Annotated in this window: 18 protein-coding genes and 2 tRNA genes; 3 read left to right on the top strand and 17 right to left on the bottom strand. The window is 71.8% G+C overall.

Going from position 1 to position 21438, the window contains the following annotated elements; genetic code table 11:
• Window positions 1-164: 164 nt before the first annotated feature.
• The 9 genes from M2163_RS19245 to leuS form a co-directional block, all read right to left on the bottom strand.
• The gene (locus M2163_RS19245; protein WP_280851559.1) at window positions 165-563 is read right to left on the bottom strand and encodes a nuclear transport factor 2 family protein; all 399 of its coding nucleotides are present in this window, start codon (window positions 561-563) and stop codon (window positions 165-167) included.
• Between the two features lie 352 nt (window positions 564-915).
• Window positions 916-1905, bottom strand: a complete 990-nt coding sequence (gene holA / locus M2163_RS19250; protein ID WP_280851558.1) for a DNA polymerase III subunit delta — start codon at window positions 1903-1905, stop codon at window positions 916-918.
• A gap of 121 nt (window positions 1906-2026) precedes the next feature.
• On the bottom strand, window positions 2027-2272 hold the full coding sequence (locus M2163_RS19255; protein WP_037716977.1) for a hypothetical protein: 246 nt from the start codon (window positions 2270-2272) through the stop codon (window positions 2027-2029).
• Between the two features lie 37 nt (window positions 2273-2309).
• On the bottom strand, window positions 2310-3164 hold the full coding sequence (locus M2163_RS19260) for an arylamine N-acetyltransferase (RefSeq protein ID WP_280894557.1): 855 nt from the start codon (window positions 3162-3164) through the stop codon (window positions 2310-2312).
• Window positions 3145-5790 (bottom strand): ComEC/Rec2 family competence protein, encoded by a 2646-nt coding sequence (locus tag M2163_RS19265; RefSeq protein ID WP_280897283.1) that lies wholly within the window; start codon window positions 5788-5790, stop codon window positions 3145-3147. The genes M2163_RS19260 and M2163_RS19265 overlap by 20 nt, the downstream gene beginning before the upstream one ends.
• Before the next feature lie 59 nt (window positions 5791-5849).
• The gene (locus M2163_RS19270; protein WP_280894558.1) at window positions 5850-6953 is read right to left on the bottom strand and encodes a ComEA family DNA-binding protein; all 1104 of its coding nucleotides are present in this window, start codon (window positions 6951-6953) and stop codon (window positions 5850-5852) included.
• Between the two features lie 173 nt (window positions 6954-7126).
• The gene (locus M2163_RS19275; RefSeq protein WP_280851555.1) at window positions 7127-7972 is read right to left on the bottom strand and encodes a DegV family protein; all 846 of its coding nucleotides are present in this window, start codon (window positions 7970-7972) and stop codon (window positions 7127-7129) included.
• A gap of 72 nt (window positions 7973-8044) precedes the next feature.
• The gene (locus M2163_RS19280; protein ID WP_280894559.1) at window positions 8045-8779 is read right to left on the bottom strand and encodes a hypothetical protein; all 735 of its coding nucleotides are present in this window, start codon (window positions 8777-8779) and stop codon (window positions 8045-8047) included.
• Window positions 8780-8897: 118 nt separating this feature from the next.
• Window positions 8898-11768, bottom strand: a complete 2871-nt coding sequence (leuS, locus tag M2163_RS19285) for a leucine--tRNA ligase (protein ID WP_280894560.1) — start codon at window positions 11766-11768, stop codon at window positions 8898-8900.
• Window positions 11769-12212: 444 nt separating this feature from the next.
• On the opposite strand from leuS, the gene M2163_RS19290 reads away from it, so the two are divergent.
• Window positions 12213-13538, top strand: a complete 1326-nt coding sequence (locus M2163_RS19290; protein WP_280851552.1) for a cytochrome b/b6 domain-containing protein — start codon at window positions 12213-12215, stop codon at window positions 13536-13538.
• A complete protein-coding gene (locus tag M2163_RS19295) occupies window positions 13535-15148 on the top strand; it encodes an NADH-quinone oxidoreductase subunit NuoF family protein (RefSeq protein WP_280851551.1) in 1614 nt (537 codons plus the stop codon). The genes M2163_RS19290 and M2163_RS19295 overlap by 4 nt, the downstream gene beginning before the upstream one ends.
• Before the next feature lie 115 nt (window positions 15149-15263).
• Here M2163_RS19295 and M2163_RS19300 read toward each other — a convergent pair.
• From M2163_RS19300 to M2163_RS19315, 4 genes are all read right to left on the bottom strand, one after another.
• Window positions 15264-15336, bottom strand: a tRNA-Ala gene (locus M2163_RS19300).
• Between the two features lie 84 nt (window positions 15337-15420).
• Window positions 15421-15654 (bottom strand): hypothetical protein, encoded by a 234-nt coding sequence (locus M2163_RS19305; protein ID WP_003976229.1) that lies wholly within the window; start codon window positions 15652-15654, stop codon window positions 15421-15423.
• A 3-nt stretch (window positions 15655-15657) separates the two neighbouring features.
• Window positions 15658-15831, bottom strand: a complete 174-nt coding sequence (locus tag M2163_RS19310; protein ID WP_107064274.1) for a hypothetical protein — start codon at window positions 15829-15831, stop codon at window positions 15658-15660.
• A gap of 69 nt (window positions 15832-15900) precedes the next feature.
• Complete coding sequence (locus M2163_RS19315) at window positions 15901-17268, bottom strand: MFS transporter (protein WP_280854203.1); 1368 nt, start codon at window positions 17266-17268, stop codon at window positions 15901-15903.
• A gap of 226 nt (window positions 17269-17494) precedes the next feature.
• Between M2163_RS19315 and M2163_RS19320 the strand changes: the two genes are divergently transcribed.
• Complete coding sequence (locus M2163_RS19320) at window positions 17495-18355, top strand: helix-turn-helix transcriptional regulator (RefSeq protein WP_280851550.1); 861 nt, start codon at window positions 17495-17497, stop codon at window positions 18353-18355.
• Here M2163_RS19320 and M2163_RS19325 read toward each other — a convergent pair.
• The 4 genes from M2163_RS19325 to M2163_RS19340 all read right to left on the bottom strand — a co-directional run bounded on the left by M2163_RS19325 (window position 18337) and on the right by M2163_RS19340 (window position 21432).
• Window positions 18337-18409 (bottom strand) — tRNA-Ala (locus M2163_RS19325). The two genes, M2163_RS19320 and M2163_RS19325, sit on opposite strands and share 19 nt — an antisense overlap.
• Before the next feature lie 81 nt (window positions 18410-18490).
• Window positions 18491-19150, bottom strand: a complete 660-nt coding sequence (locus M2163_RS19330) for a histidine phosphatase family protein (protein WP_280894561.1) — start codon at window positions 19148-19150, stop codon at window positions 18491-18493.
• Window positions 19147-19590, bottom strand: coding sequence for a ribosome silencing factor (gene rsfS, locus M2163_RS19335; protein WP_280851549.1), 444 nt, complete (start codon window positions 19588-19590; stop codon window positions 19147-19149). Before rsfS ends, M2163_RS19330 begins: the two co-directional genes overlap by 4 nt.
• A gap of 111 nt (window positions 19591-19701) precedes the next feature.
• Window positions 19702-21432 carry a LytR C-terminal domain-containing protein gene (locus M2163_RS19340; protein ID WP_280894562.1) on the bottom strand — a complete coding sequence of 577 codons (1731 nt, stop codon included), beginning with the start codon at window positions 21430-21432 and terminating at the stop codon, window positions 19702-19704.
• Between the last annotated feature and the right edge of the window lie 6 nt (window positions 21433-21438).

Below are 21438 nucleotides of genomic sequence, written 5' to 3' on the forward strand. Positions count from 1 at the left end.
CCCAGAGCGGGCCCTCTCTCATCCGCTCCCGACCGGCCCACAGGAGCCACGCGCGGCCTGCGTTCGCCACGCGGGCGTGGCCTCCGACCAGCTTGAACCGAAGGCCCCGGCACCTCGCCCTTCCCCAGGGCGGAGCGGCCGGGGCCTTCGGCACACCTGGCGTCTCAGTCCGACCAGAACTCGTTGTTCTTGTCGATGTCCTCGACGCACTCGTCGAGATCGGTGACCTTGTCCCCTACGATCCGGAAGACGATGCATCCGGTGTCGTCAAGGCGTCGGCCCTTGCGCTCCGCGGTGACCCGGCACATGCCGACCGCGTGCCCCCGCCCGTCGACGGCGATCCCCAGCATCTCGAGCCGCATCGACCCCTGGGTCTCCTGGCCGAGCCTCTGGTACATGTCGATGATCGCGTCCTGGCCCTTGAAGTCCCCGGAGAGCGGATGACTGCCGGGCACGTGATGCGTGGCGTCCTTCGCGATCAACTCCCGCAGAGTGTCGAGATCCCCGCGACTGAACGCCTCGAACCCCTTACGAACGAGCACTGCGTGCGGATGCTCAGCCATGACGACCGCCACCTCTCCGTTGTCCGGCGATGTTCGGCTGACATGTCCGATTCTCCTCGGGGTCGGCAGCGGGGTCCAGACATGGCACCGACCGCCCTCACCCGCCTCGGGGCACGGGAAACGGCGCCAACAGGCCCCACCCACCCCGGGCACGGGAAACCGCGCTACGGGCCCCACCCACCCCGGGCACGGGAAACCGCGCTACGGGCCCCACCCACCCCCGGGCACGGGAAACCGCGCTATGGCCCCTCCCCGGGCACGGGAAGCCGCGCTACCGGCCCACCAGCCACCCCAGGCACGGGAAACCGCGCCACCGGCCCACAGCCACCGCACCGGCTCCCGGACGGGCTCCCTAGCCCCGCCCCCGGGACCGAGCGGCCCGCGCGATCGCCACCACGGCCTTCTCCAGGGCGTACTCGGGATCGTCCCCCCCGCCCTTGACCCCGGCGTCCGCCTCCGCCACGGCCCGCAGCGCGACGGCGACACCGTCCGGCGTCCACCCCCGCATCTGCTGCCGCACCCGGTCGATCTTCCACGGCGGCATCCCCAGCTCGCGCGCGAGATCAGCGGGCCGCCCGCCCCGGGCCGACGACAGCTTCCCGATCGCCCGCACACCCTGCGCCAGCGCACTGGTGATCATGACCGGCGCGACCCCGGTCGACAACGACCACCTGAGCGCCTCCAACGCCTCCGCGGCCCGCCCCTCCACGGCCCGGTCGGCCACGGTGAAACTCGAAGCCTCGGCCCGCCCGGTGTAGTACCGCCCCACGACGGCCTCGTCGATCGTCCCCTCGACATCGGCGACCAGCTGGGACACCGCGGACGCCAGCTCCCGCAGATCACTCCCGATCGCATCGACCAGCGCCTGGCACGCCTCGGGTGTGGCGGACCGCCCGGTCCCCCGGAACTCCTGCCGCACGAAGGCCAGCCGGTCCGCCGGCTTGGTCATCTTCGGACAGGCGACCTCGCGCGCCCCCGCCTTCCGCGCGGCGTCGAGCAGCGCCTTGCCCTTCGCACCCCCGGCGTGCAGCAGCACCAGGGTGATCTCCTCGGCGGGCGCCCCGAGATAGGCCCTGACGTCCTTGACGGTGTCGGCGGACAGGTCCTGCGCATTGCGCACGATGACGACCTTGCGCTCCGCGAACAGCGAGGGGCTGGTCAGCTCCGCGAGCGTCCCCGGCTGCAACTGGTCCGGGGTCAGGTCCCGCACATCCGTGTCCGCGTCCGCGGCCCGGGCGGCGGCGACCACCTCCCCCACAGCCCGGTCGAGCAGCAGCTCCTCCTGCCCCACGGCAAGGGTCACAGGGGTGAGGAGGTCGTCATGAGCAGTCTTCTTGGCCATCGCGTACAGCATGGCACGGGGCACTGACAGCGTCGGCCGGGGCCGGGCCGGGGAGCAGCGGGACGGTTCCGGGAAGTCCCGGTGCCGCCCCACTGCGTCACCGCGTCACGGCGTCACCGCGTCACGGCTCCTCCCGCCACCCGTCCCACTCCCCCACGAACTCCTCCAGCTCCCCGGGATCCAGCCGCCCCGCCGCGTCCCGCAGCACCACCAGCCACTGCGCGTCCTCCGCGTCGTCCTCCCCCGCCAGCGCGTCCCGTACGACCTGCGGCTCCTCGTCCACCCCGAACCGCTCCGAGAGGGCCTCGACGACCTCCTCCGCGGCATCCCGATCGGGCAGCACGAGTACATGTCTCACATCGCTCACGACACCATTTTTCCAGGCCGGACCGACCAGGACCGTCTCACCCGTGCCCTTCGCGGTGCCGCACCGTCGGCACCCGGTCGAGCCCGATGCCGAACCGCTCCCGGTACACCCCCAGCACCTCCTCGTCCGTCTCCAACTCCCGTTCCTCCCGCGCCCCGCCCGCATCCGTCGTCTTGAGGACCCGGCCGCTGAGCGTGATCCGCCCGCCGTCCTCCGTGACCCTCGAACACACCAGGGACTGGGTGAAGTGCGAGGCCGGCGAGGTGCTGTGCCACCAGGCCCCGGCCGCGAAGTCACCGAGCACCCGGGGCCGCACCTCCAGCCGGTACTGGCTCCTGCCGCCCACGACGACATCCAGGTCCGCGGCGTCACCCCCTCCCCTCTTCACCTCGCCGTCCCCGCCGCGCACCCCCGCGGCGTCGGGCCCCGCCTCCACGATCCGGAAGGTGCCCCCGGGATCCTCCTGCTCACCCCGCGCCCCGAACGCCAGCGGATAGTGGCTGTGCGCCCCGAACCCGACATCGGCCAGCCACTCGCCCCCGTCCACCGTCCGCACCCGCAGCGCGAGATGGTCGTGGGGGATCCCGAGCCGCCCCTCGTCCCCGTACACCCGGCCCGCGAGGAGAGTGACGTCGAAGCCGAGCGCGGCCAGCAACGCCCCGAACGCCCCGTTCAGTTCGTAACAGAACCCTCCCCTCCGGGCTCCCACCACCTTCTCCACCAGCCGCTCCTCCTCCAGCACGATCTCCTCGCCGAGGTGGACCGACAGGTTCTCGAAGGGCACGGTCTGCAGATGGCGCAGATGCAGCTCGCGCAGGACCTCCACGGTGGGCCACGCCGGGTGCTGGGCTCCCAGGCGGCGGAGATATGCGTCAACCTGTGTGGGATTCATGCCTCCAGTCTCGCGCCACCCACAGATCCCCACCGCCCGCGCCACCACCGCCGTTTCGGCCGACCGCGTCACCACCGGCCCCTGCGTCCGCTTTTCCGCCGCCGCTCCCGGCGACCGCCAGCGCCCCGTCCCGGTCCGTCCGCAGCACCACCGCGCCTCCTGCCCGCAGCGCGGCGACCGTGCCGGGGGCCGGGTGGCCGTAGGTGTTGTCGGCGCCGACGGAGATGAGCGCGAGCCTCGGGGCGGCCCGGCGTATCAGCTCCGGGTCCTGATAGGCCGAACCATGGTGGGCGACCTTGAGGACGTCCACCCCGGCCAGCCGTGCGGCTGCGGGGGATCTCAACAGCTCCTGCTGGGCAGGGGGTTCGAGGTCCCCGAGCAGGAGGAAGCGCAGCCCGGCCGACCGGACGAGCATCGTGACGCTGGCGTCGTTGGGTCCGTCCGCCGCGACCGCCGCCGGATCCGCCGGCGGCCACAGCACCTCCCAGGCCAGGTCCCCCGTGCGCCGTTCCTCCCCGGCCACGGCACGGGTGACCGGAATGCGCCGGGCCGCCGCCTCCCGCCGTACGGACTCGGCCTGGTCCAGTGGTTCCTCCAGCCCCGTGGTCTCGATGGCCCCCACCGACCGCCCGCGCAGCACCCCGGCCAGCCCCGCCACGTGGTCGGCGTGGAAGTGGGTCAGCACCACGAGCGGCACCTTGGTGATGCCGAGGGTGCGCAGGCACCCGTCGACCAGTTCCGGGTCGGGCCCGGCGTCCACCACCACGCCCGTCCCGTCACCGGACGCCAGCACGGTGGCGTCTCCCTGGCCCACGTCGCACATCGCCAGCCGCCAGCCCGGTGGTGGCCAGCCCGTGATCACCCGGGTCAGCGGCGGCGGCTGCACGACCGCGAGCACGAACACCATCGCGCAGACGGCACACCACCAGGGATGTCGCAGCAACCGCCGCCCGACGCGCAGCAGGAGCACGGTGGCGAGAGCCAGCAGCCCCGCCCCCGTCCAGCTGCCCGGCCAGTCCACTCCCCCACCGGGCAGCGACGCCCCCGTCCGGGCGACGTCCGCGATCCATCCGGCCGGCCAACTCGCACACCAGGCCAGCGCCTTGGCCACCGGCATCGCCAAGGGTGCCGTCGCCAGCGCCGCGAAGCCCAGCACCGTGGCCGGGGCGACCGCGAACTCCACGAGCAGATTGCACGGCACCGCCACCAGGCTCACCCGCGCCGACAGCACGGCGACCACCGGTGCGCACAGGGCCTGAGCGGCGGCAGCGGCGGCCAGCGCCTCCGCCAACCGCGGCGGCACCCGGCGCCGACGCAACGCCAGGCTCCAGCGCGGCGCGAGCGTGAGCAGGGCCCCGGTGGCCAGTACGGAGAGCAGGAAGCCGTAACTGCGCGCCAGCCACGGGTCGTACAGCACCAGCAGCAGTACGGCCGTCGCCAGCGCCGGGATCAGCGATCTGCGGCGTCCGGTCGCGAGGGCGAGCAGCGCCACGGCCCCGCAGGCCGCGGCCCGCAGCACGCTCGGGTCCGGACGGCACACCACGACGAATCCCAGGGTGAGTCCGGCGCCGAGCAGCGCGGTCGCCCGCAGCGACACCCCGAGGCGAGGTGCCGGCCCACGTCGCTCGGCGAGTTGCGCGAGCCCTGGCGGACCGAGGAGCAGGGCGAGCAGGATCGTGAGGTTGCTGCCCGAGACGGCGAGCGTGTGCGCGAGGTCGGTCTCCTTGAAGGCCTCGTCCAGCTCGGGTGTGATCCGCGCGGTGTCCCCGACGACCAGCCCCGGCAGCAGGGCCCGGGGATCGGCCGGCAATCCGTCGGTGGCTTCCCGCAGTCCCGCCCGCAACCGCCCCGCGAACCTCTGTGTCCCCGACGCCTCCCCCACGACCTCGGGACCTCCCCGGTCCCGCACCCGCAGGACGGCCGCGACGCGGTCACCCCCGACCAGCGCCGGCGCGGCACGGGCGGTGACCCGCACCCGCGTGGACGGCAGCAACCCGAGCCAGGGTGAGCGGGCGGCACCTTCCACGGCGGTCGTCGGGCCGGACGCCGCCCCGCCGCTCCCGGGACGACCGGTGTGCACGTCGTCCACGCCGGATCCGTGGGCCCCCGCCCGCGCGTCGACGATCAGCAGCACCGGTGCCCGTGTCGCCAGCACCCTCCCGTCCGCCGTCTCCACCCGCCGGACGTCGGCGCCGATGACGACGGCGGTCGGGGCCGCGTGGTCCCCGGTGATCCTGGGGCGGGTCAGCCGGGGGTCGGAGGTCACCTGCACCTCGGCGGTCACCGTGGCGTACTGCCGGGCCAGCGCGGGCACCGGCCCCCGCCGCAGATCGGCTCCGTGCAGCCCGGCCGAGACGGCGGCCGCCGCGACACAGAGCAGCACAGCGGCGACCGGCACCCGTCCCCCCGCACCGAGGCCGCGCATTGCGCGCCCCCGTCCCGACAGCAATACGCACGCGACGACCAGACAGCCGGCCACCAGCCCCGTGACCCACCCCGACGACCCGTCCAGCGTCAGCGCGGCCGTGCCCCAGGCCGCGAGCGCCGCCGGTACCAGCCGCAGATCCGTGGGCCCCTCCTGCCGCGGGTGAGCATCCCCGAGCGGCCTTCCCGAGGTCGCGTGCACCGTGGCCCGTGCACGCGTCCCCTCCTCCTCATGCCTTCGCCGCGTCCCCGTGCCGTGCCTCATGGCCGTACGAGATTCCGCAGATCGGCGAAGCGACGGTCTCCGATGCCGTTGACCTCACGCAGTTCGTTCACCGAGCGGAAGCCGCCGTGCCGGGTGCGGTAGTCGACGATGTGCTGGGCGAGCACGGGGCCGACGCCGGGCAGGGTGTCGAGCTGGTCGACGGTCGCCGTGTTCAGCGAGACGGGCGCCGCCGCCGTACCGGCCGCTCCTCCGGCAACGGGACCGCCCATGCCGGTCACGGGCGCGGGTGCGGCCTGGCCGCCCACGACCACCTGCTCGCCGTCCACGAGGAACCGTGCGCGGTTGAGCGTGTCGGTGTTCGTGCCCGGTCGCACCCCGCCGGCCGCCTTCAGTGCGTCGGCCACCCTCGCGCCGGCCGGCAGTCGCTGGATCCCGGGCTCACGGACCTTCCCGCTGACGTCCACGACGATCTCGGCCCCCGCCGACCCCGCCGCAACCGGTCCCCCGCCCGAGTCGACCGCCCCGCCGGCCTCTCGCCGGCCACCGTCACCGGTCTGCCCGCTCGCTCCGTCACCGGTCTGCCCGCTCTCCCCGAACGGGGCAGCGGCGCGCACCACTTGGGGCGCCTGCACGGACTGTGTCCTGCCCGTCCAGAAGTGCTGCAGGGCGAACACCGCGGCCACGACGAGCAGCACCGAGAGCGCGACCACGTTCCGCCGCTCCAGCCCGCACCGCGCCTGCAACCACACCGGCATCCGCTCCCGCAGAGCCGGCCCGGCCCGCTCCCGCCATTCCCCGCCCTCGGAATCGCTGCCGCGCCGGACGCCGGAGCGGTGCTCCCCCGTCAGGGGTTCCCGGCCATCCCCCTCCAGCTGTTCCGATCCATCCCCCACCACCGTGCCGTCCCCGGCCCACTCGCCCGCCGGCGGTCCCTTCCCCGAGTCCCTCCGCTCCCCCGCCCGTTCGGCGAAGAGCACCTCCGCCCGTCGCTGGAGCTCGTCCGCCGAGTCGGCGTGCCGATGCCGGACCCGGCCCCGGTCGGCAGGCGGACGTCGGTGTCGTGAGCGTCCGTCGGAACGGGGACCGCGACCCGGCCCGCTGGTCAGCGCCGCTGTACGTGAACGTGATCGAAGTGCCATGCGCCGAGGATCGGACACATCCGCACTCTCGCGATGATCTTGGTCAATTCCCGGGGACTACCCACCGGTTGTGGAAAACCTCGCCACCCGAACGAGTGACGGACCCACCTCTACGCCTTCGCCCTCGCCCTCAATCTCGATCTCGACCCCGATCTCGACCTTGTGCGCCCCGCTCACCGCGGCGAGACCACAACCCCCAACAGCCCGGGCCCCGTGTGCGCCCCGATCACCGCCCCGACCTCGCTCACATGCAGATCGGCCAGCCCCGTCACCCGCGCCCGCAGCCGGTCCGCGAGGGCCGACGCCCGGTCGGGGGCGGACAGATGATGGACCGCGATGTCCACCGGCGCGCTGCCGGCCCGGTCGGCCGCGATCTCCTCCAGGCGGGCGATGGCCTTCGACGCGGTCCGCACCTTCTCCAGGGGCTCGATCCGCCCTCCGGCGAGCTTCAGCAGCGGCTTGACGGCGAGCGCGGAGCCGAGGAGGGCCTGGGCGGCCCCGATCCGGCCGCCACGGCGCAGATAGTCGAGGGTGTCGACGTAGAAGTAGGCGGAGGTGCCCGCGGCCCGCTTCTCCGCGGCCGTGACCGCCTCGTCCACCGTGCCACCCGCCTCCGCGGCCTCGGCGGCGGCCAGCGCGCAGAACCCGAGAGCCATGGCGATCATGCCGGTGTCGACCACCCGTACCGGCACCGGCGACTCCCGCGCCGCCAGGACGGCCGCGTCGTAGGTGCCGGAGAGCTCGGCGGACAGGTGCAGGGACACGATGCCGGTCGCGCCCGACTCGGCCACCTTGCGGTAGTGCTCCGCGAAGGTCTGGGGGCTGGGGCGCGAGGTGGTGACGGGGCGTCGCTTCTGGAGTGCCTGGGCCAGTGAGCGGGCCGTGATCTCGGTGCCCTCTTCCAGCGCGCGGTCGCCGAGGACCACGGTCAGGGGTACCGCTGTGATGCCGTGCCGCTCCATCGTCCCCTGCGGCAGGTAGGCCGTTGAATCCGTGACGATCGCGACATGGCGGGACATGAGCTGGAGGTTACCTGCCGTAGCGTCCGGGTGGCAGCCCGGCCCCTGTCACCCGGGCCTGCCTCGTGCGGATCAAGTCGTGCTCTCGGGACGGGGTTTCTTCTGCCAGGGGTAGGTGGGGCGAGGGCCGGGCGGGGTGATCGCGGGCCGCGTCGGCTCCTCGGCGGTGCCGGAGCGTGGGGCCTCGGGCCAGGTCTGCTGCTCGGGGCCGGCGTCGGCGGCGGACGCCTCGGGCCACGGGGGCGGAGTCGCGGCGGGCTCGGTCTTCGTCCAGTGCCGCAGGGCGCCCGACTCGACGTCGATCTGCGCGCTCAGGGTGTCCAGGTCGTCGTCGGCGAAGCGGCGGGCACGGTCACGGGCCGCCCAGCGCAGGGCGTCCGCCGACTCCGTGATGCGCTCGGTGCGCTCCCGCAGGCCCGGCAGGCGCTCGGCGAGCTTCGCCCGGTCGGGCTCGGACTCCAGGCGCTTGAGTTCGCCGTCCAGTTCGTGGCCGTGTGCGCTGAGCCGCTGGAACAGGCCCAGGGACTCCTTGAGTGATTCGTCCTCGGCGACGCCCGCTTCCAGCGCGTCCTGGGTGGCCCGCATCGAGGTGCGCAGCTTCAGCCGCAGCTGGGCCAGTTCGCCCGCCGGGCCGAGCTGGGCGAAGGACTTGGCCCGCAGGGTGTGGTCCTCGACCGTGCGCCGGGCCTGGGTGATGGTGCGGTCCACGCCGCGCTTGGCGGCGCCGACCACCTTCACCGTCGCGTAGGCGCCGAGCGCCACGAAGAGCACGAAAAGCAGGGCCACGATCGCGATCACTGCTTCCACAACGCTCCTCCTCCGACCGGCCGGCGGTCGCCTGCCGTTCTTCCAAGGTAAACGCGAAGGGCAGGCCCGGAGTTCCGGAGGAACCCCGAACCTGCCCGCACGAGACCCTTAGGGGGCGTTACGCCGGAACGATGTTCACCAGCTTCGGCGCCCGCACGATCACCTTGCGGATGCCCGCCCCGTCCAGCGCCGCCACGACCTTCTCGTCGGCCAGCGCGACCTTCTCCAGCTCGTCGTCGGAGATGGCCGGCGAGACCTCCAGGCGGGCCTTGACCTTGCCCTTGATCTGGACCACGCAGGTCACGGTCTCGTCCACGACGTACCGCGGGTCGGCGACCGGGAAGTCCTGGTGGACGACCGATCCGGTGTGGCCCAGCTTGTGCCACAGCTCCTCGGCGATGTGCGGGGCCAGCGGCGTGATCAGCAGCACCAGCGCCTCGGCCACCGGACGCGCGACCGCGCCGCCGGCCTTGGTCAGGTGGTTGTTCAGCTCCGTGACCTTGGCGATGGCCGTGTTGAAGCGCAGGCCCTCCAGGTCCTGGCGGACCCCGTCGATCGCCTTGTGCAGGGCGCGCAGCGTGGCCTCGTCGGGCTCGGCGTCGACGACGGTGACCTCTCCGGTGGCCTCGTCGACGATGTTGCGCCACAGCCGCTGCAGCAGGCGGTACTGGCCGACCACCGCGCGCGTGTCCCACGGCCGTGAGACGTCCAGCGGGCCCATCGCCATCTCGTACAGGCGCAGGGTGTCGGCGCCGTACTCCTCGCAGATCGCCTCGGGCGTGACGGCGTTCTTCAGGGACTTGCCCATCTTGCCCAGCTCGCGCTTGACCGGCTCGCCCGCGTAGAAGAACTGCCCGTCGCGCTCCTCGACCTCGGCGGCCGGCACCGGGAAGCCCCGGCTGTCGCGGTAGACGAAGGCCTGGATCATGCCCTGGTTGAACAGCTTGTGGAACGGCTCGGCGGAGGAGACGTGGCCCAGGTCGTACAGGACCTTGGACCAGAAGCGCGCGTACAGCAGGTGCAGCACGGCGTGCTCGGCGCCGCCGACGTACAGGTCGACACCGCCGTGCGGCTGACCCGCGCGGGGGCCCATCCAGTACTGCTCGATCTCGGGGTCGACCAGCTTCTCGGAGTTGTGCGGGTCCAGGTAGCGCAGTTCGTACCAGCAGGAGCCGGCCCAGTTGGGCATGGTGTTGGTCTCGCGCCGGTACTTGCGGGGACCGTCGCCCAGGTCCAGGGTGACGTTGACCCAGTCCTCGTTGCGGGACAGCGGGGTCTCCGGGGAGGTGTCCGCATCGTCCGGGTCGAAGGTGCGCGGCGAGTAGTCCTCGACCTCGGGCAGCTCCAGCGGCAGCATCGACTCGGGCAGCGCGTGGGCGATGCCGTCCTCGTCGTAGACGATCGGGAAGGGCTCGCCCCAGTAGCGCTGGCGGCTGAACAGCCAGTCGCGCAGCCGGAAGTTGACGGTGCCCTCGCCGATGCCCTCGCGCTCCAGCCACTCGGTGATGCGCGCCTTGGCCTCGGCGACCCCCAGGCCGTCCAGGGAGACGCCCCGGCCGGTGGAGTTGATGATCTTCGCGTCGTAGGACGAGAAGGCGTCCTCCCACGTCGAGGTGTCGGTGCCGCGGCCGTCGGTCGGCTCGACGATGCAGTGGATCGGCAGCTCGAAGGCGCGCGCGAACTCGAAGTCGCGCTGGTCGCCCGCCGGGACGGCCATGATCGCGCCGGTGCCGTAGCCCATCAGGACGTAGTCGGCGATGAAGACGGGGATCTGCTCGCCGTTGACCGGGTTGGTGGCGTACGCGCCGATGAAGACGCCGGTCTTGTCCTTGGCTTCCGCCTGCCGTTCCACGTCGGACTTGGAGGCGGCCTGCGCGCGGTAGGCGGCGACGGCCTCGGCGGGCGTGGCGTGTCCGCCGGTCCACACCTCGTGCGTGCCCTCGGGCCACTCCTGCGGCGTGAACTTCTCGACCAGCGGGTGTTCGGGCGCCAGCACCATGTAGGTCGCGCCGAACAGGGTGTCGGGGCGCGTGGTGAAGACGGTGATGCGCTCGCCGTCGATCGGGAAGTCGACGCGGGCGCCCTCGGAGCGGCCGATCCAGTTGCGCTGCTGCAGCTTGATGGCCTCGGGCCAGTCCAGCTCGTTCAGGTCGTCCAGCAGACGGTCGGCGTACGCGGTGATCCGCATGTTCCACTGGCGCAGCTTGGCCTTGAAGACCGGGAAGTTGCCGCGCTCGGAGCGGCCGTCGGCGGTGACCTCCTCGTTGGCCAGCACGGTGCCCAGGCCCGGGCACCAGTTGACCGGGGCGTCGGAGGCGTAGGCCAGGCGGTACTCGCCCAGGACGTCGGCGCGCTCGGCGGCGGTCAGGGCGGACCAGGAACGGCCGCCGGGAACCGCGCGCTCACCGGACTCGAACGCGGCGACCAGCTCGGCGATCGGGCGGGCCTTCTTCGCCTCGTCGTCGTACCAGGAGTTGAAGATCTGCAGGAAGATCCACTGGGTCCACTTGTAGTAGTCCGGGTCGATCGTGGCGAACGACCGGCGCTTGTCGTGGCCCAGGCCCAGCCGGCGCAGCTGGGACTTCATGTTGTTGATCGCGGCCTCGGTGGTGACCCGGGGGTGCTCGCCGGTCTGCACGGCGTGCTGCTCGGCGGGCAGGCCGAAGGCGTCGAAGCCCAGGGTGTGCAGGACGTTGTGGCCGGTCATCCGCTGGAAGCGGGCGAAGACGTCGGTGGCGATGTAGCCCAGGGGGTGGCCGACGTGCAGGCCCGCACCCGAGGGATACGGGAACATGTCCATGATGAACTTCTTGGGCCGGGCGACGACCTCCGGGTCGCCCGCCAGGTCACCCTTGGGGTTCGGCGCGGCATAGGTGCCGTTCGCGTCCCAGAAGTCCTGCCAGCGTGCCTCGATCTCGGCCGCGACGGCGGCCGTGTAGCGGTGCGGCGCGGCCACCTCGGCGGGGGCAGCGGGGTTCGTCTCGCTCATGTCCTCAAAGCTCCATCGATCGTCTCTGCCAGCGGCTGTGTCGTCCGGAAACGAAAAATCCCCTCGCACAGGAGGGGACGCCGCGCCGATTCCGACCACGTCTTCACCGGTGGTCGGGACTGATCAGCGCGGCTCGCTAAGCAGAAGGCGTACGGCACGCATGGCGTCAGAGTACCGCAGCCGTTGAGCAAGCCGCGACGAGCTTACGTATGCCTCTTCGGCACCGGGTGCCGCACTCGCCGCCGCAGTCGAGCGCACCGTCCGATCCGACAGGAACTGAACCAAGGTCAATGATTACTTCGCGTAACAGCTACTAAGGGGCATCACAACAGCCCCACGGCCGTTTGATAACAACGCAATAACTCAAACGCCGTACCCACCGGTATGGCGCCACTTAGAGTGCGGCAGCGGGACCGCCTTCCCGAACCGCTCGGAGTTGCCCCCATGAACCCTCGCAGTAGCAACAACACGCTCCCCAGGACGGGCCGGTCGGCCTACGGGGTGGCGACGGCCGTCTTCCTGCTGGCCATCCCTCTGGTCGTGGTGTACGGAGGCGTCTGGCTCCAGGACTTCCTCAACTTCGGGGCGGGCGTGGTGGCGCTTGTCCTCCTCACCTGCTCCGTGATCTGGGGGCTGGTCGCGCAGGACCGGTTGATCCTCAACACCCGGCAGCGGATCGTCGCCCAGGGTGTGCACCGGATCACCGCCGTGGGCTCGATCGCGTTCCTTCTGCTGCACATCGGAATCAAACTCACCCTTGAGCACACGACGTGGATCGCCGCGTTCATCCCGTTCGGGCTCGGCTTCAGCAGCAGCGGGGGCCTCATCGGCCTCGGCACCCTGGCCGGCCAGCTCATGATCTTCGTCGGCATCACCGGCGCCCTGCGCAACCGCTTCGCGTCCCCCGCCCCGGTCGCGGCGCGCTGGCGCGCGATGCACATGCTGGCCTACCCGGCCTGGTGCGCCGGACTGATCCACGGCCTGTACGCGGGGCGTGCGGTGAAGGCGCCGATCTTCACCTACATGTACGCGCTCTGCGTGCTCGGCGTCATAGCGGCCCTCGCGCTGCGTTCGGCGCCGCGTCCGTTCAAGCGCAAGGTCACCGACCGGGTCGCCATGCTCCTCGGGGCCGAGGAGCGGCCGGGCCGCGAGGAACTGGAGGCCAGCCGGGCCAGAAGGGCCGCGGAGAGCGCCGCACCGGGCCGCGAGAGCCGCCGGGCTCCCGAGGCCGCGGGCCGGCGCTCCGAGTCCGCCCTGCCGGGCTACGAGGGCCTGAGCCAGACCGGATCCATACCCGCCTACCAGGCCCCTGCGGCCCCGGAACCCGCGGGCAGCGGGTTCGCCGCCGCCTATCGGGCCATGTCACCGGGCGCACAGCAGCCCTTCGACACCGGCCAGACCGCGCGCATGGACATGCCGATGGACATGCAGGCCGCCACGGACCCCATCGCGCGCATGGACAGCAGCACCTCCGGCAGTTGGCCGGTCCCGTCCCCGCCGCCGGTCGGCGAAGCGCCCCCCTCCGCCTACGACCCGCTCCAGGACACGGGTTACAACATCCCCACATATGGCAGCAACACGGGCACGGCCAGCTATCTGTCAGGTGATGTGCGCGACACCGGTGAGACGAACACCCTTTACGGCGCGTACAACACGAATGACACGTACAACAGCGGTCCCGCCACTGATCCAACGCCCGGTCAGTCGTACGACTTCGACTCACCGGGTCCGGGCGAACCTTGGAACACGCCTTCCGGAGGCTATAGGTGAACGAGGCCCTGCCCGACGTACCCGAAGTCCGCGTGGTCGGTCTTCCCCAGCTCACGTCGGGCTTCGACCTTGTCGAACGACTTGACCTGCCCATGCACCTGAAGGTGCACGGGCCGCTCGAACCCATGGGCGGGGAGCAGCTCGCGAAGCTCTCCGAAGCCATCAACCTGAAGGGGCGCGGCGGAGCCGGCTTCCCCTTCCACAAGAAGCTGCGCTCGGTCGCCGAAGCGGCGATCAAGCGCGGCGTACGGCCGGTCGTCGTGGTCAACGGCAGCGAGGACGAGCCCGCGTGCCGCAAGGACACGGTGCTCATCAACCGCGCCCCGCACCTCATCCTGGACGGCGCCCTCCTGGCCGCCGAAGCCCTGGGTGCCCGCACGCTCGTGGTGGGGGTCACCCGGGAGTCCACCCAGCGCTCCATGGAGGCCGCCCTCGCCGAGCGCGGCCTGAGCAACGGCCGCCGATCGGCGCTACGCGCACGCGTGCAGCGCAATCCCGTCCGTATGGTCACCGGCGCGGCCGCCTCGCTGATCCGCTCCATCGACGGCGGCCCGGCCATCCCGCCCGGCCGCAAGGTCAGTGCCTCGCAGAACGGCGTCGGCGGCGCGCCGACCCTGCTGTCCAACGCGGAGACCTTCGCGCAGCTCGCGATCGCCGCGCGCATCGGCCCGGAGCGCTACGGCAACACCGGCCTGTACGACGAGCCGGGCACCGTGATGCTCACGGTCTCCGGGGCCGTGGCGCGCCCCATGGTGATCGAGGTCCCGACGGGCGTACCGCTGCGCTACGTCCTGCAGTTGGCCGGCGCTCCGCCGGTCCCGCAGGGTGTGCTGACCGGCGGCTACCACGGCAAGTGGATCGACGCGGCGACCGTCAACGAGGCGATCGTCTCCCGCAACTCCCTGGACGCCGTGGGCGGCGCGCTCGGCGCCGGCGCGATCCTGCCGATCACTCAGGAGACCTGCCCGCTGGGCGAGTCGCTGCGCGTGGCGCAGTGGCTGGCGGAGGAGAGCGCGGGCCAGTGCGGCCCCTGCTACCTCGGTCTGCCGGCCGCCGCGCGCGGCATGGAGGACATCCTCAACGGCGGCGGGCCCGCCGCCCTGGAGGCGCTCAAGCAGGTCGCCAAGAACGTGAAGCGGCGCGGCGCGTGCTCGCACCCGGACGGCTCCGCGATGTTCCTGGAGTCGACCATCAAGGCGTTCACGGACGACCTGGCCGCCCATGTCCTCGGCAACGGCTGCGGACGGCCCGTGGAGGGAGTTCTGCCGCTCTTCGAGGGCGGCAAGCTGCCGACGGGCATCCCGGGCGGCGGCGAGGCCGAGGAGAACGGCCCCAGCCGTCAGAAGATCTACGTCGACTGGACGCTGTGCCGGGGCCACGGCCTGTGCGCCGACATCCTCCCCGAGGTCTTCGAACTCGGCGCCGACGGCTTCCCGACGGTCGCCCAGGCCCAGGTGCCGCGCTACGCCGAGGCGAAGGCTCTACGCGCGGTGCGCCGCTGCCCCGCGCTCGCCCTGCGCCTGGAGGAGGAGACCCCGCGCGACAAGGGCCCCACCCGCAACCTGCCGGTCCTGTCCCAGGGCCGCGGAAGGCGTGCGCTGGGCCGCTGAGGCAGACAGCGGACGACAGAGGGGGCCACCCGGATCGGGTGGCCCCCTCTGTCGTAACTTCCTCTGGAAACAAGCAGATCCCGCCGGATCGAGACGACCCGGCGGGATCTTTCTGTGGAGCTAAGGAGATTTGAACTCCTGACCCCCTGCATGCCATGCAGGTGCTCTACCAACTGAGCTATAGCCCCTTGCTTGGTGTTCCGCCCGGTTCCCCCGGCGGCGGTGCCAACATTACACGGTCACCCGGGTGGAACACCAAATCGTTTCCCGGCTCAAGCAGTGACGAACGAGTAGAAACGTTTGAGTGTGCAGTGCTCCTCAAGAAGACGCCCGTAGATCGGTTCGCCCTCCAGTTCGCGGTACGTCTCGATGGGGTCGCCTTTTATGATCAGCGCCCGCGCGCACTCCTCGCACCAGTACTGGTAGTCGGGATTGACCGGCTCCATGTCCCGCACGATCGGCGTCCCGCTGCCGCACCAGTCGCACTTTCGCCTGTGTGCACCCATCGATCAGCTCCAGCTGTGGCCGCAGGCCGTGCACACGTAGGAGATCCCGCCGTTGTCGCCAAGTACTTGGGCCACGTGGACGGAACCGCAGGAAGGGCAGATGAGGCGGACTGTCGTGTCCCGTGTCGACGCCGCTTCGCGGAGGTGGCCGACCTCCGCGAGGATGCTCGCAGGCATCACTACTCCCTCCCGTCGGGCCGCGCCCCCTTCCGGCCGTTTGATTCTGCCACGGCCGGACCAATACGGTCAGCGACGCCTGAGTACCAGTCCGGACACGGCGCCCACCGCGGCGGTCCCGGCCAGTGCGAACATGCACGTCCACAGCGCCTCCGCAGAGGTATACGCCTCGGAGGGGCCGAGTGACTCAAGTCGGTTCAAGAACAGTGTGCCGAAGCCCGCGACGCCGATCAGCTGCCCGAGCTGGGTGACCGTGGCGAGCAGACCGCTGGCGTCCGCCGCGTGCGCGGGCGGCACCGTGGCCAGGGCCCCGGTGAGCGTGGGGCTGAAGGCGAGCGCGAGCCCGCCGCCCAGGCCTGCGTACGCGGCGTACAGCGCGACACCGCCCTCGCCGCCGCCCTTCAGCGCCAGGCCCACGCCCAGCGCGGCCAGCGCGGTGATCAGGAAGCCGGCGGGCGTCAGCAGCCGCTGCCAGGAGGCGGGCCAGTGGCGCCAGGTCAGTCCGACGATGCCGAAGACCGCCGCGGTCGGCACGAAGGAGAGCCCGGCCCTCAGCGGGCTGTAGCCGAGACCGCCCTGCACGTACAGGGTGAGCACGAACAGGAAGCCGCCGTTGACGGCCATGACCGCCATGATCCGGAAGACGGCGAGCCCCATGCCGGGATGGCGCAGCACGCTCGGCGTGATCAGCGGGGTGCCGCCGCGCCCGGCCAGCCGGGACTCGTAGGCGCAGAAGACGGTGAACAGGATCACGGCGCCGGCCATGGACAGCCAGGACCACAGCGGCCAGTCCTCCTCCTGACCGAGCACGAGCGGCACCGTGCACAGCGAGACGGCCGCGCCGAGCAGCACCAGGCCGGGCAGGTCGAGGCCGCGTGCCCGGTCGCGGGGTGTCGGCCGGTCCCCGGGCAGCAGGACCCGTGTGCCCGCGGCCAGCAGGACGAGGCCCACGGGCACGTTCACGAGGAACACCGGCCGCCAGCTCGTGCCGAACAGGTCGGCGCTGACCAGGACTCCGCCGACGACCTGTCCGGCGGCGGCGCCGACCGCGAGGACCGCCGAGTAGACGCCGAGCGCCTTCATGCGGGCCCCGCCGGTGAAGTTGCGCTGGATCAGGCTGAGCACCTGCGGGATCATCACCGCGGAACCGGCGCCCTGCACCAGCCGGAAGACGATCAGCTCGGTGGCGCCCTGGGCGAGACCGCAGGCGAGTGAGGCCGCCGTGAACAGGGCCAGCCCGGCGAGGTGGACCCGGCCGTGCCCGAACCGTTCACCGAGCCGGGCGCCGGTGATCAGCAGCACCGAGTACGTGATGGCGTATCCGGCGATGACCAGCTGGAGTTGGCCGCCCGAGGCGTGCAGTTCCGTGCCGATCGTGGGGGCCGCGACGTTCACGATGAACACGTCGAGCAGCGCCATGAACTGGGCGGCGAGCACGAGCGCGAGCAGCGGCCGGGGCCGGTTGTCAGTGGCGGGTGCTTCACTTCTGGCAGGTGGGGAAACGGACGCGGGACTCGGTCCCGTCCGGGGCGTGGTCGTCATGCCGTCGAGCATGAGGACGCCTCGGTACGGGTGCCGAGAGCCCGCCGATGCTGGTACTGCCAGCACCTGGCAAGCGCCGGGCGCGGCACCGAGGATGGTCGTGACGAGGGGGGACGTGACGATGGGGACGACACAGCGACGACGGCCCGAGCTGGCCTCGTTCCTGCGCAGCAGGCGGGCCCGGGTGACCCCGGCCGACGTGGGCATGCCACCCGGCCTCAGGCGCCGCACTCCGGGACTGCGCCGCGAGGAGGTCGCCCAGCTCTCCGGTGTCGGCGTGACCTGGTACACATGGCTGGAGCAGGGCCGGCCGATCAACGCGTCCGCACAGGTCCTGGACGCCGTGGCCCGCACCCTGCGGCTGGACCCGCCGGAGCGGGAGCATCTGTACCGCCTGGCGCAGGTGCCGTTCGCCCCGGACCCGGAGCGTCTGACGCGGTCGACGGGCCCGGAGGTGCAGGGCATCATCGACGCCCTCGACCCGCTCCCCGCGGTCGTCTACAACTCGCGCTACGACATCCTGGCCACCAACCCTGGCTACCGCGACCTGTTCCTGATCCCCGAGATCGTCGACATCGGGGTGGCGAACGCGCTGTGGACGCTGTTCACGGTCTCCGACGAGGCCTGCCCGCTGCTGCACCGGGACCGCGAGCTGCCGGTGATGGTGGCCACACTGCGGTCCACGTACGGCAGACATGTGGGCGAGCCGGCCTGGGAGAGCTTCATAGCCTCGCTGGCGGCGGCCAGCCCGTACTTCGCCGAGCTCTGGGCGAGCGGAGAGGTGGTGCAGCCGGGGCCCCGGGTCAAGACGTTCCGTCACAAGGCGGTGGGCGAGCTGCGCATGACGTCCCAGTCGCTGTCGATCGACGGAATGCCCGAGTGCCGGATCGTGGTCTACACACCGGCGGACGAGGAGACACATGAAAAATCCCGCCTCTTGAGAGAGACGGGATCCTCATTGAGTGGAGCTAAGGAGAATTGAACTCCTGACCTCCTGCATGCCATGCAGGCGCTCTACCAACTGAGCTATAGCCCCTTGCGTTCTTCCCGCTCGGCGGGCGAACAAGAAGAACTTTAGCCTGCGACCTGCCGGAAAGTGAAATCCGGTCCGGAGCCCTCAGTCGTCATCGCCGAGCACCGGCTCCGGGAGCGTCCCGGCGTTGTGCTCCAGGAGGCGCCAGCCGCGGGCGCCCTGGCCGAGGACGGACCAGCAGCAGTTGGAGAGGCCGCCGAGGCTCTCCCAGTGCCGGGCGTCCAGACCGAGCAGCCGGCCGATGGTGGTGCGGATCGTCCCGCCGTGGCTGACCACGACGAGCGTGCCGTCCTCGGGGAGCTTCTCGGCGTGCCGCAGCACCACCGGGGCGGCGCGGTCGGCGACCTCGGTCTCCAGTTCACCGCCGCCGCGGCGGACCGGCTCGCCACGCTTCCACGCGGCGTACTCCTCGCCGTGCCGGGCGATGATCTCCTCGTGCGTCAGCCCCTGCCAGACGCCCGCGTAGGTCTCGCGCAGGCCCTCGTCGTGGGCCACGTCCAGGCCGGTGAGCGCGGCGAGCTCGGCGGCCGTGTTCGCGGCCCGCCGGAGGTCGGAGGCGACGATCGCGTCGGGCTGGAGGGAGGCCAGCAGCCGGGCGGCGCGGCGGGCCTGGCCGACACCGGTCTCGGTGAGCTCGACGTCGGTGGTGCCCTGGAAGCGGCGCTCCACGTTCCAGGAGGTCTGCCCGTGCCGCCACAGGATGACGCGGCGGCCCCGGCCCTTGCGGTCGGCGGGAGCGGTCACCGCGACTCCCCGTACGCGGCGTCGTCCTCCTCGGCCCGGAGCTTGGCGTGCTCCTCCGCCTTGCCGCGGGTCGCCTTGGCGTCGGCCGGCAGCTCCAGCTCGGGGCAGTCCTTCCACAGCCGCTCCAGGGCGTAGAAGACCCGCTCCTCGCTGTGCTGGACGTGGACGACGATGTCGACGTAGTCGAGCAGGACCCAGCGGGCCTCGCGGTCGCCCTCGCGGCGCACCGGCTTGGCGCCGAGCTCCTTCGAGAGGCGCTCCTCGATCTCGTCGACGATGGACTTGACCTGGCGGTCGTTGGGTGCGGACGCCAGCAGGAAGGCGTCGGTGATCGAGAGGACGTCGCTGACGTCGTAGGCGATCACGTCGTGGGCGAGCTTGTCGGCGGCCGCCTGCGCGGCGGTGTGGACGAGCTCGAGAGAACGGTCAGTGGCGGTCACTACAAGGCTTTCGGTCGGCGGTCACTTGACACCAAGGGTCTCACGGACCGCCGACGGCACCCGACGTGATGACGGAGATCACGCGGGTGCCGCTGGGGCCCGGGACGGCGCCTAGGACGAGGAGTCCGGCTTGTAGTCCTGGCCGAGGACCACGGAGACGTTCGCGCTCGAGGAGATCGTGCCCTTGCCGACCGCGCTGGTGGGCAGCCCCAGGGTCTTGGCGACCTCGGTGGCGTTCGCCTTGTCGGCGGCGTCGGCGTAGACCACCTTGGACGTGGCCCGGGCCGAGGAGGGCGTGCCGCCGTCGATGAAGGTGAAGCCGCCGTTGAGGAGGACGACACGCGCCTTCTCGGTGTTGTCCTTGGTGCCGGTGGCGTTCTGGACGGAGACGCTCACGGCGGCGTCCTTGTCGGGGCTCTTCGCCTTGCCGCCGAGGACGTCCTTGACCACGCTCGCGCTGGCCGCCGCGCTCAGGGTGCCGTCCTGCTGGACGGGCAGGAGGGCGGTCTTGAAGTCGCCGCTCTTGGCGAGGTCGGCGAGCTTGGCGAGGAAGGTGCCGAGGTCCTTGTCCGTCAGGGACGGGTCGAGGATCTGGGCCAGCGTCTGCACGGTGGTGGTCGCGGCCGTCGGGTCGGAGGACAGCTTGCGCAGCACGCCCTGCAGGACCTGGCCGAACCGCTCCAGCTGGGCGTTCTGGGCCTCGCCCGAGGCACGGTAGGTGGCGTAGGCGACGGCCATCTTGCCGCTGAGGGTCTGGTCCTTGCCCTTGCTCACCAGGGGCGCCTGCCCCTTCTTCCTGGCGTCCGGGTCGGGCACGGCGGCGTTGGTGTCGACGTCGATGTTCCCGACGAGGTCGACCAGGTTCTGCAGGTAGGGGGTGTCCAGGCGCCAGGTGCCCTCGATGTCGGTGCCGAGGACGGTGTCGAGGGAGTCGACGGTTCCGGAGGATCCGTCGTCGTCGACGGACTTGGCGAGGGTCGTCGTGGAGCCGTCGTCGGACGTCAGGACGAGGGAGTTGGGGATGAGGACGGTGGTGCCCTGCTTGGTGGTGGTGTTGTCGACGAGCAGCGCCGTGGAGGTGCCGCCCTTCGTGGTGTTGTGCAGGTGGACGACGATCACGTCGCGGTTCTGGGCGCTCGCCGCGATCGTGTTGCCCTTCTTGCTCTCCGAGTCCGACAGCCCGGGCAGCTTCCCGGCGTACCAGAGGTAGCCGACTCCGCCGGCCGCGACCAGGGCGAGGACGACGACCAGGGCGACGAGCCGGCTGCGGGCGCGGCGCTTGGCCTCCTCGCGGCGCTCGGTGCGGTTCTCGGTGAAGTTGAGCCAGTCGATGACGTCCTCGGAGTCGCTGTCGGGCTCCTCGACGAACGCGAACTGCGCGGTGTGGTACTGCCGTTCGTCCCCGTCGGCGGCCTCCGCGCGGGCCTGCTGAGAGCCGGCGGCGTACTCCTGACCGGCCTGGGTCCCTCCGGTCGGCCCGCCCTGCTGCGGGATGTACGCGGTCTGCTCGGCGACCCGGGGCTGCTGACCGCTCGCGGCGGCCCGGCCGTAGGGGTCGTAGGGCGGCACGGGCGCCTGCCGGCCGGTGCCGTCGGCGCCGTAGGGGTCGTAGGGCGGCGGTACGGGATTCTGGGCGCCCGTGTCGTACGGCGCGGCCTGCTGGGTGCCCGTGGCGTACGGGTCGTAGCCGTAGCCCTGCTGGGCGTAGGGGTCGTACTGCTGCTGCGGGGCCTGGTGCGACTGGACCTGCTGGTACACCGGCCGGCCGTACTCGTCGTAGCCGACCAGCGCGTACTGGTTGCCCTGGTCGTCGCCGTAGCCCGCGTCGTATCGGTCGTTCACCGGTGC

This window comes from Streptomyces sp. SAI-135 (assembly GCF_029893805.1).
In the GTDB taxonomy this organism is placed as follows: Bacteria; Actinomycetota; Actinomycetes; order Streptomycetales; family Streptomycetaceae; genus Streptomyces.

Excerpts from the sequence above, each read along its gene's own strand:
- M2163_RS19290 (WP_280851552.1), top strand. The coding sequence starts at position 12,213 with ATGAACCCTCGCAGTAGCAACAACACGCTCCCCAGGACGGGCCGGTCG.
- M2163_RS19320 (WP_280851550.1), top strand. The coding sequence starts at position 17,495 with ATGGGGACGACACAGCGACGACGGCCCGAGCTGGCCTCGTTCCTGCGC.
- holA (WP_280851558.1), bottom strand. The coding sequence starts at position 1,905 with ATGGCCAAGAAGACTGCTCATGACGACCTCCTCACCCCTGTGACCCTT.
- M2163_RS19260 (WP_280894557.1), bottom strand. The coding sequence starts at position 3,164 with ATGAATCCCACACAGGTTGACGCATATCTCCGCCGCCTGGGAGCCCAG.
- M2163_RS19275 (WP_280851555.1), bottom strand. The coding sequence starts at position 7,972 with ATGTCCCGCCATGTCGCGATCGTCACGGATTCAACGGCCTACCTGCCG.
- M2163_RS19270 (WP_280894558.1), bottom strand. The coding sequence starts at position 6,953 with ATGGCACTTCGATCACGTTCACGTACAGCGGCGCTGACCAGCGGGCCG.
- M2163_RS19245 (WP_280851559.1), bottom strand. The coding sequence starts at position 563 with ATGGCTGAGCATCCGCACGCAGTGCTCGTTCGTAAGGGGTTCGAGGCG.
- M2163_RS19305 (WP_003976229.1), bottom strand. The coding sequence starts at position 15,654 with ATGGGTGCACACAGGCGAAAGTGCGACTGGTGCGGCAGCGGGACGCCG.
- leuS (WP_280894560.1), bottom strand. The coding sequence starts at position 11,768 with ATGAGCGAGACGAACCCCGCTGCCCCCGCCGAGGTGGCCGCGCCGCAC.
- M2163_RS19310 (WP_107064274.1), bottom strand. The coding sequence starts at position 15,831 with ATGCCTGCGAGCATCCTCGCGGAGGTCGGCCACCTCCGCGAAGCGGCG.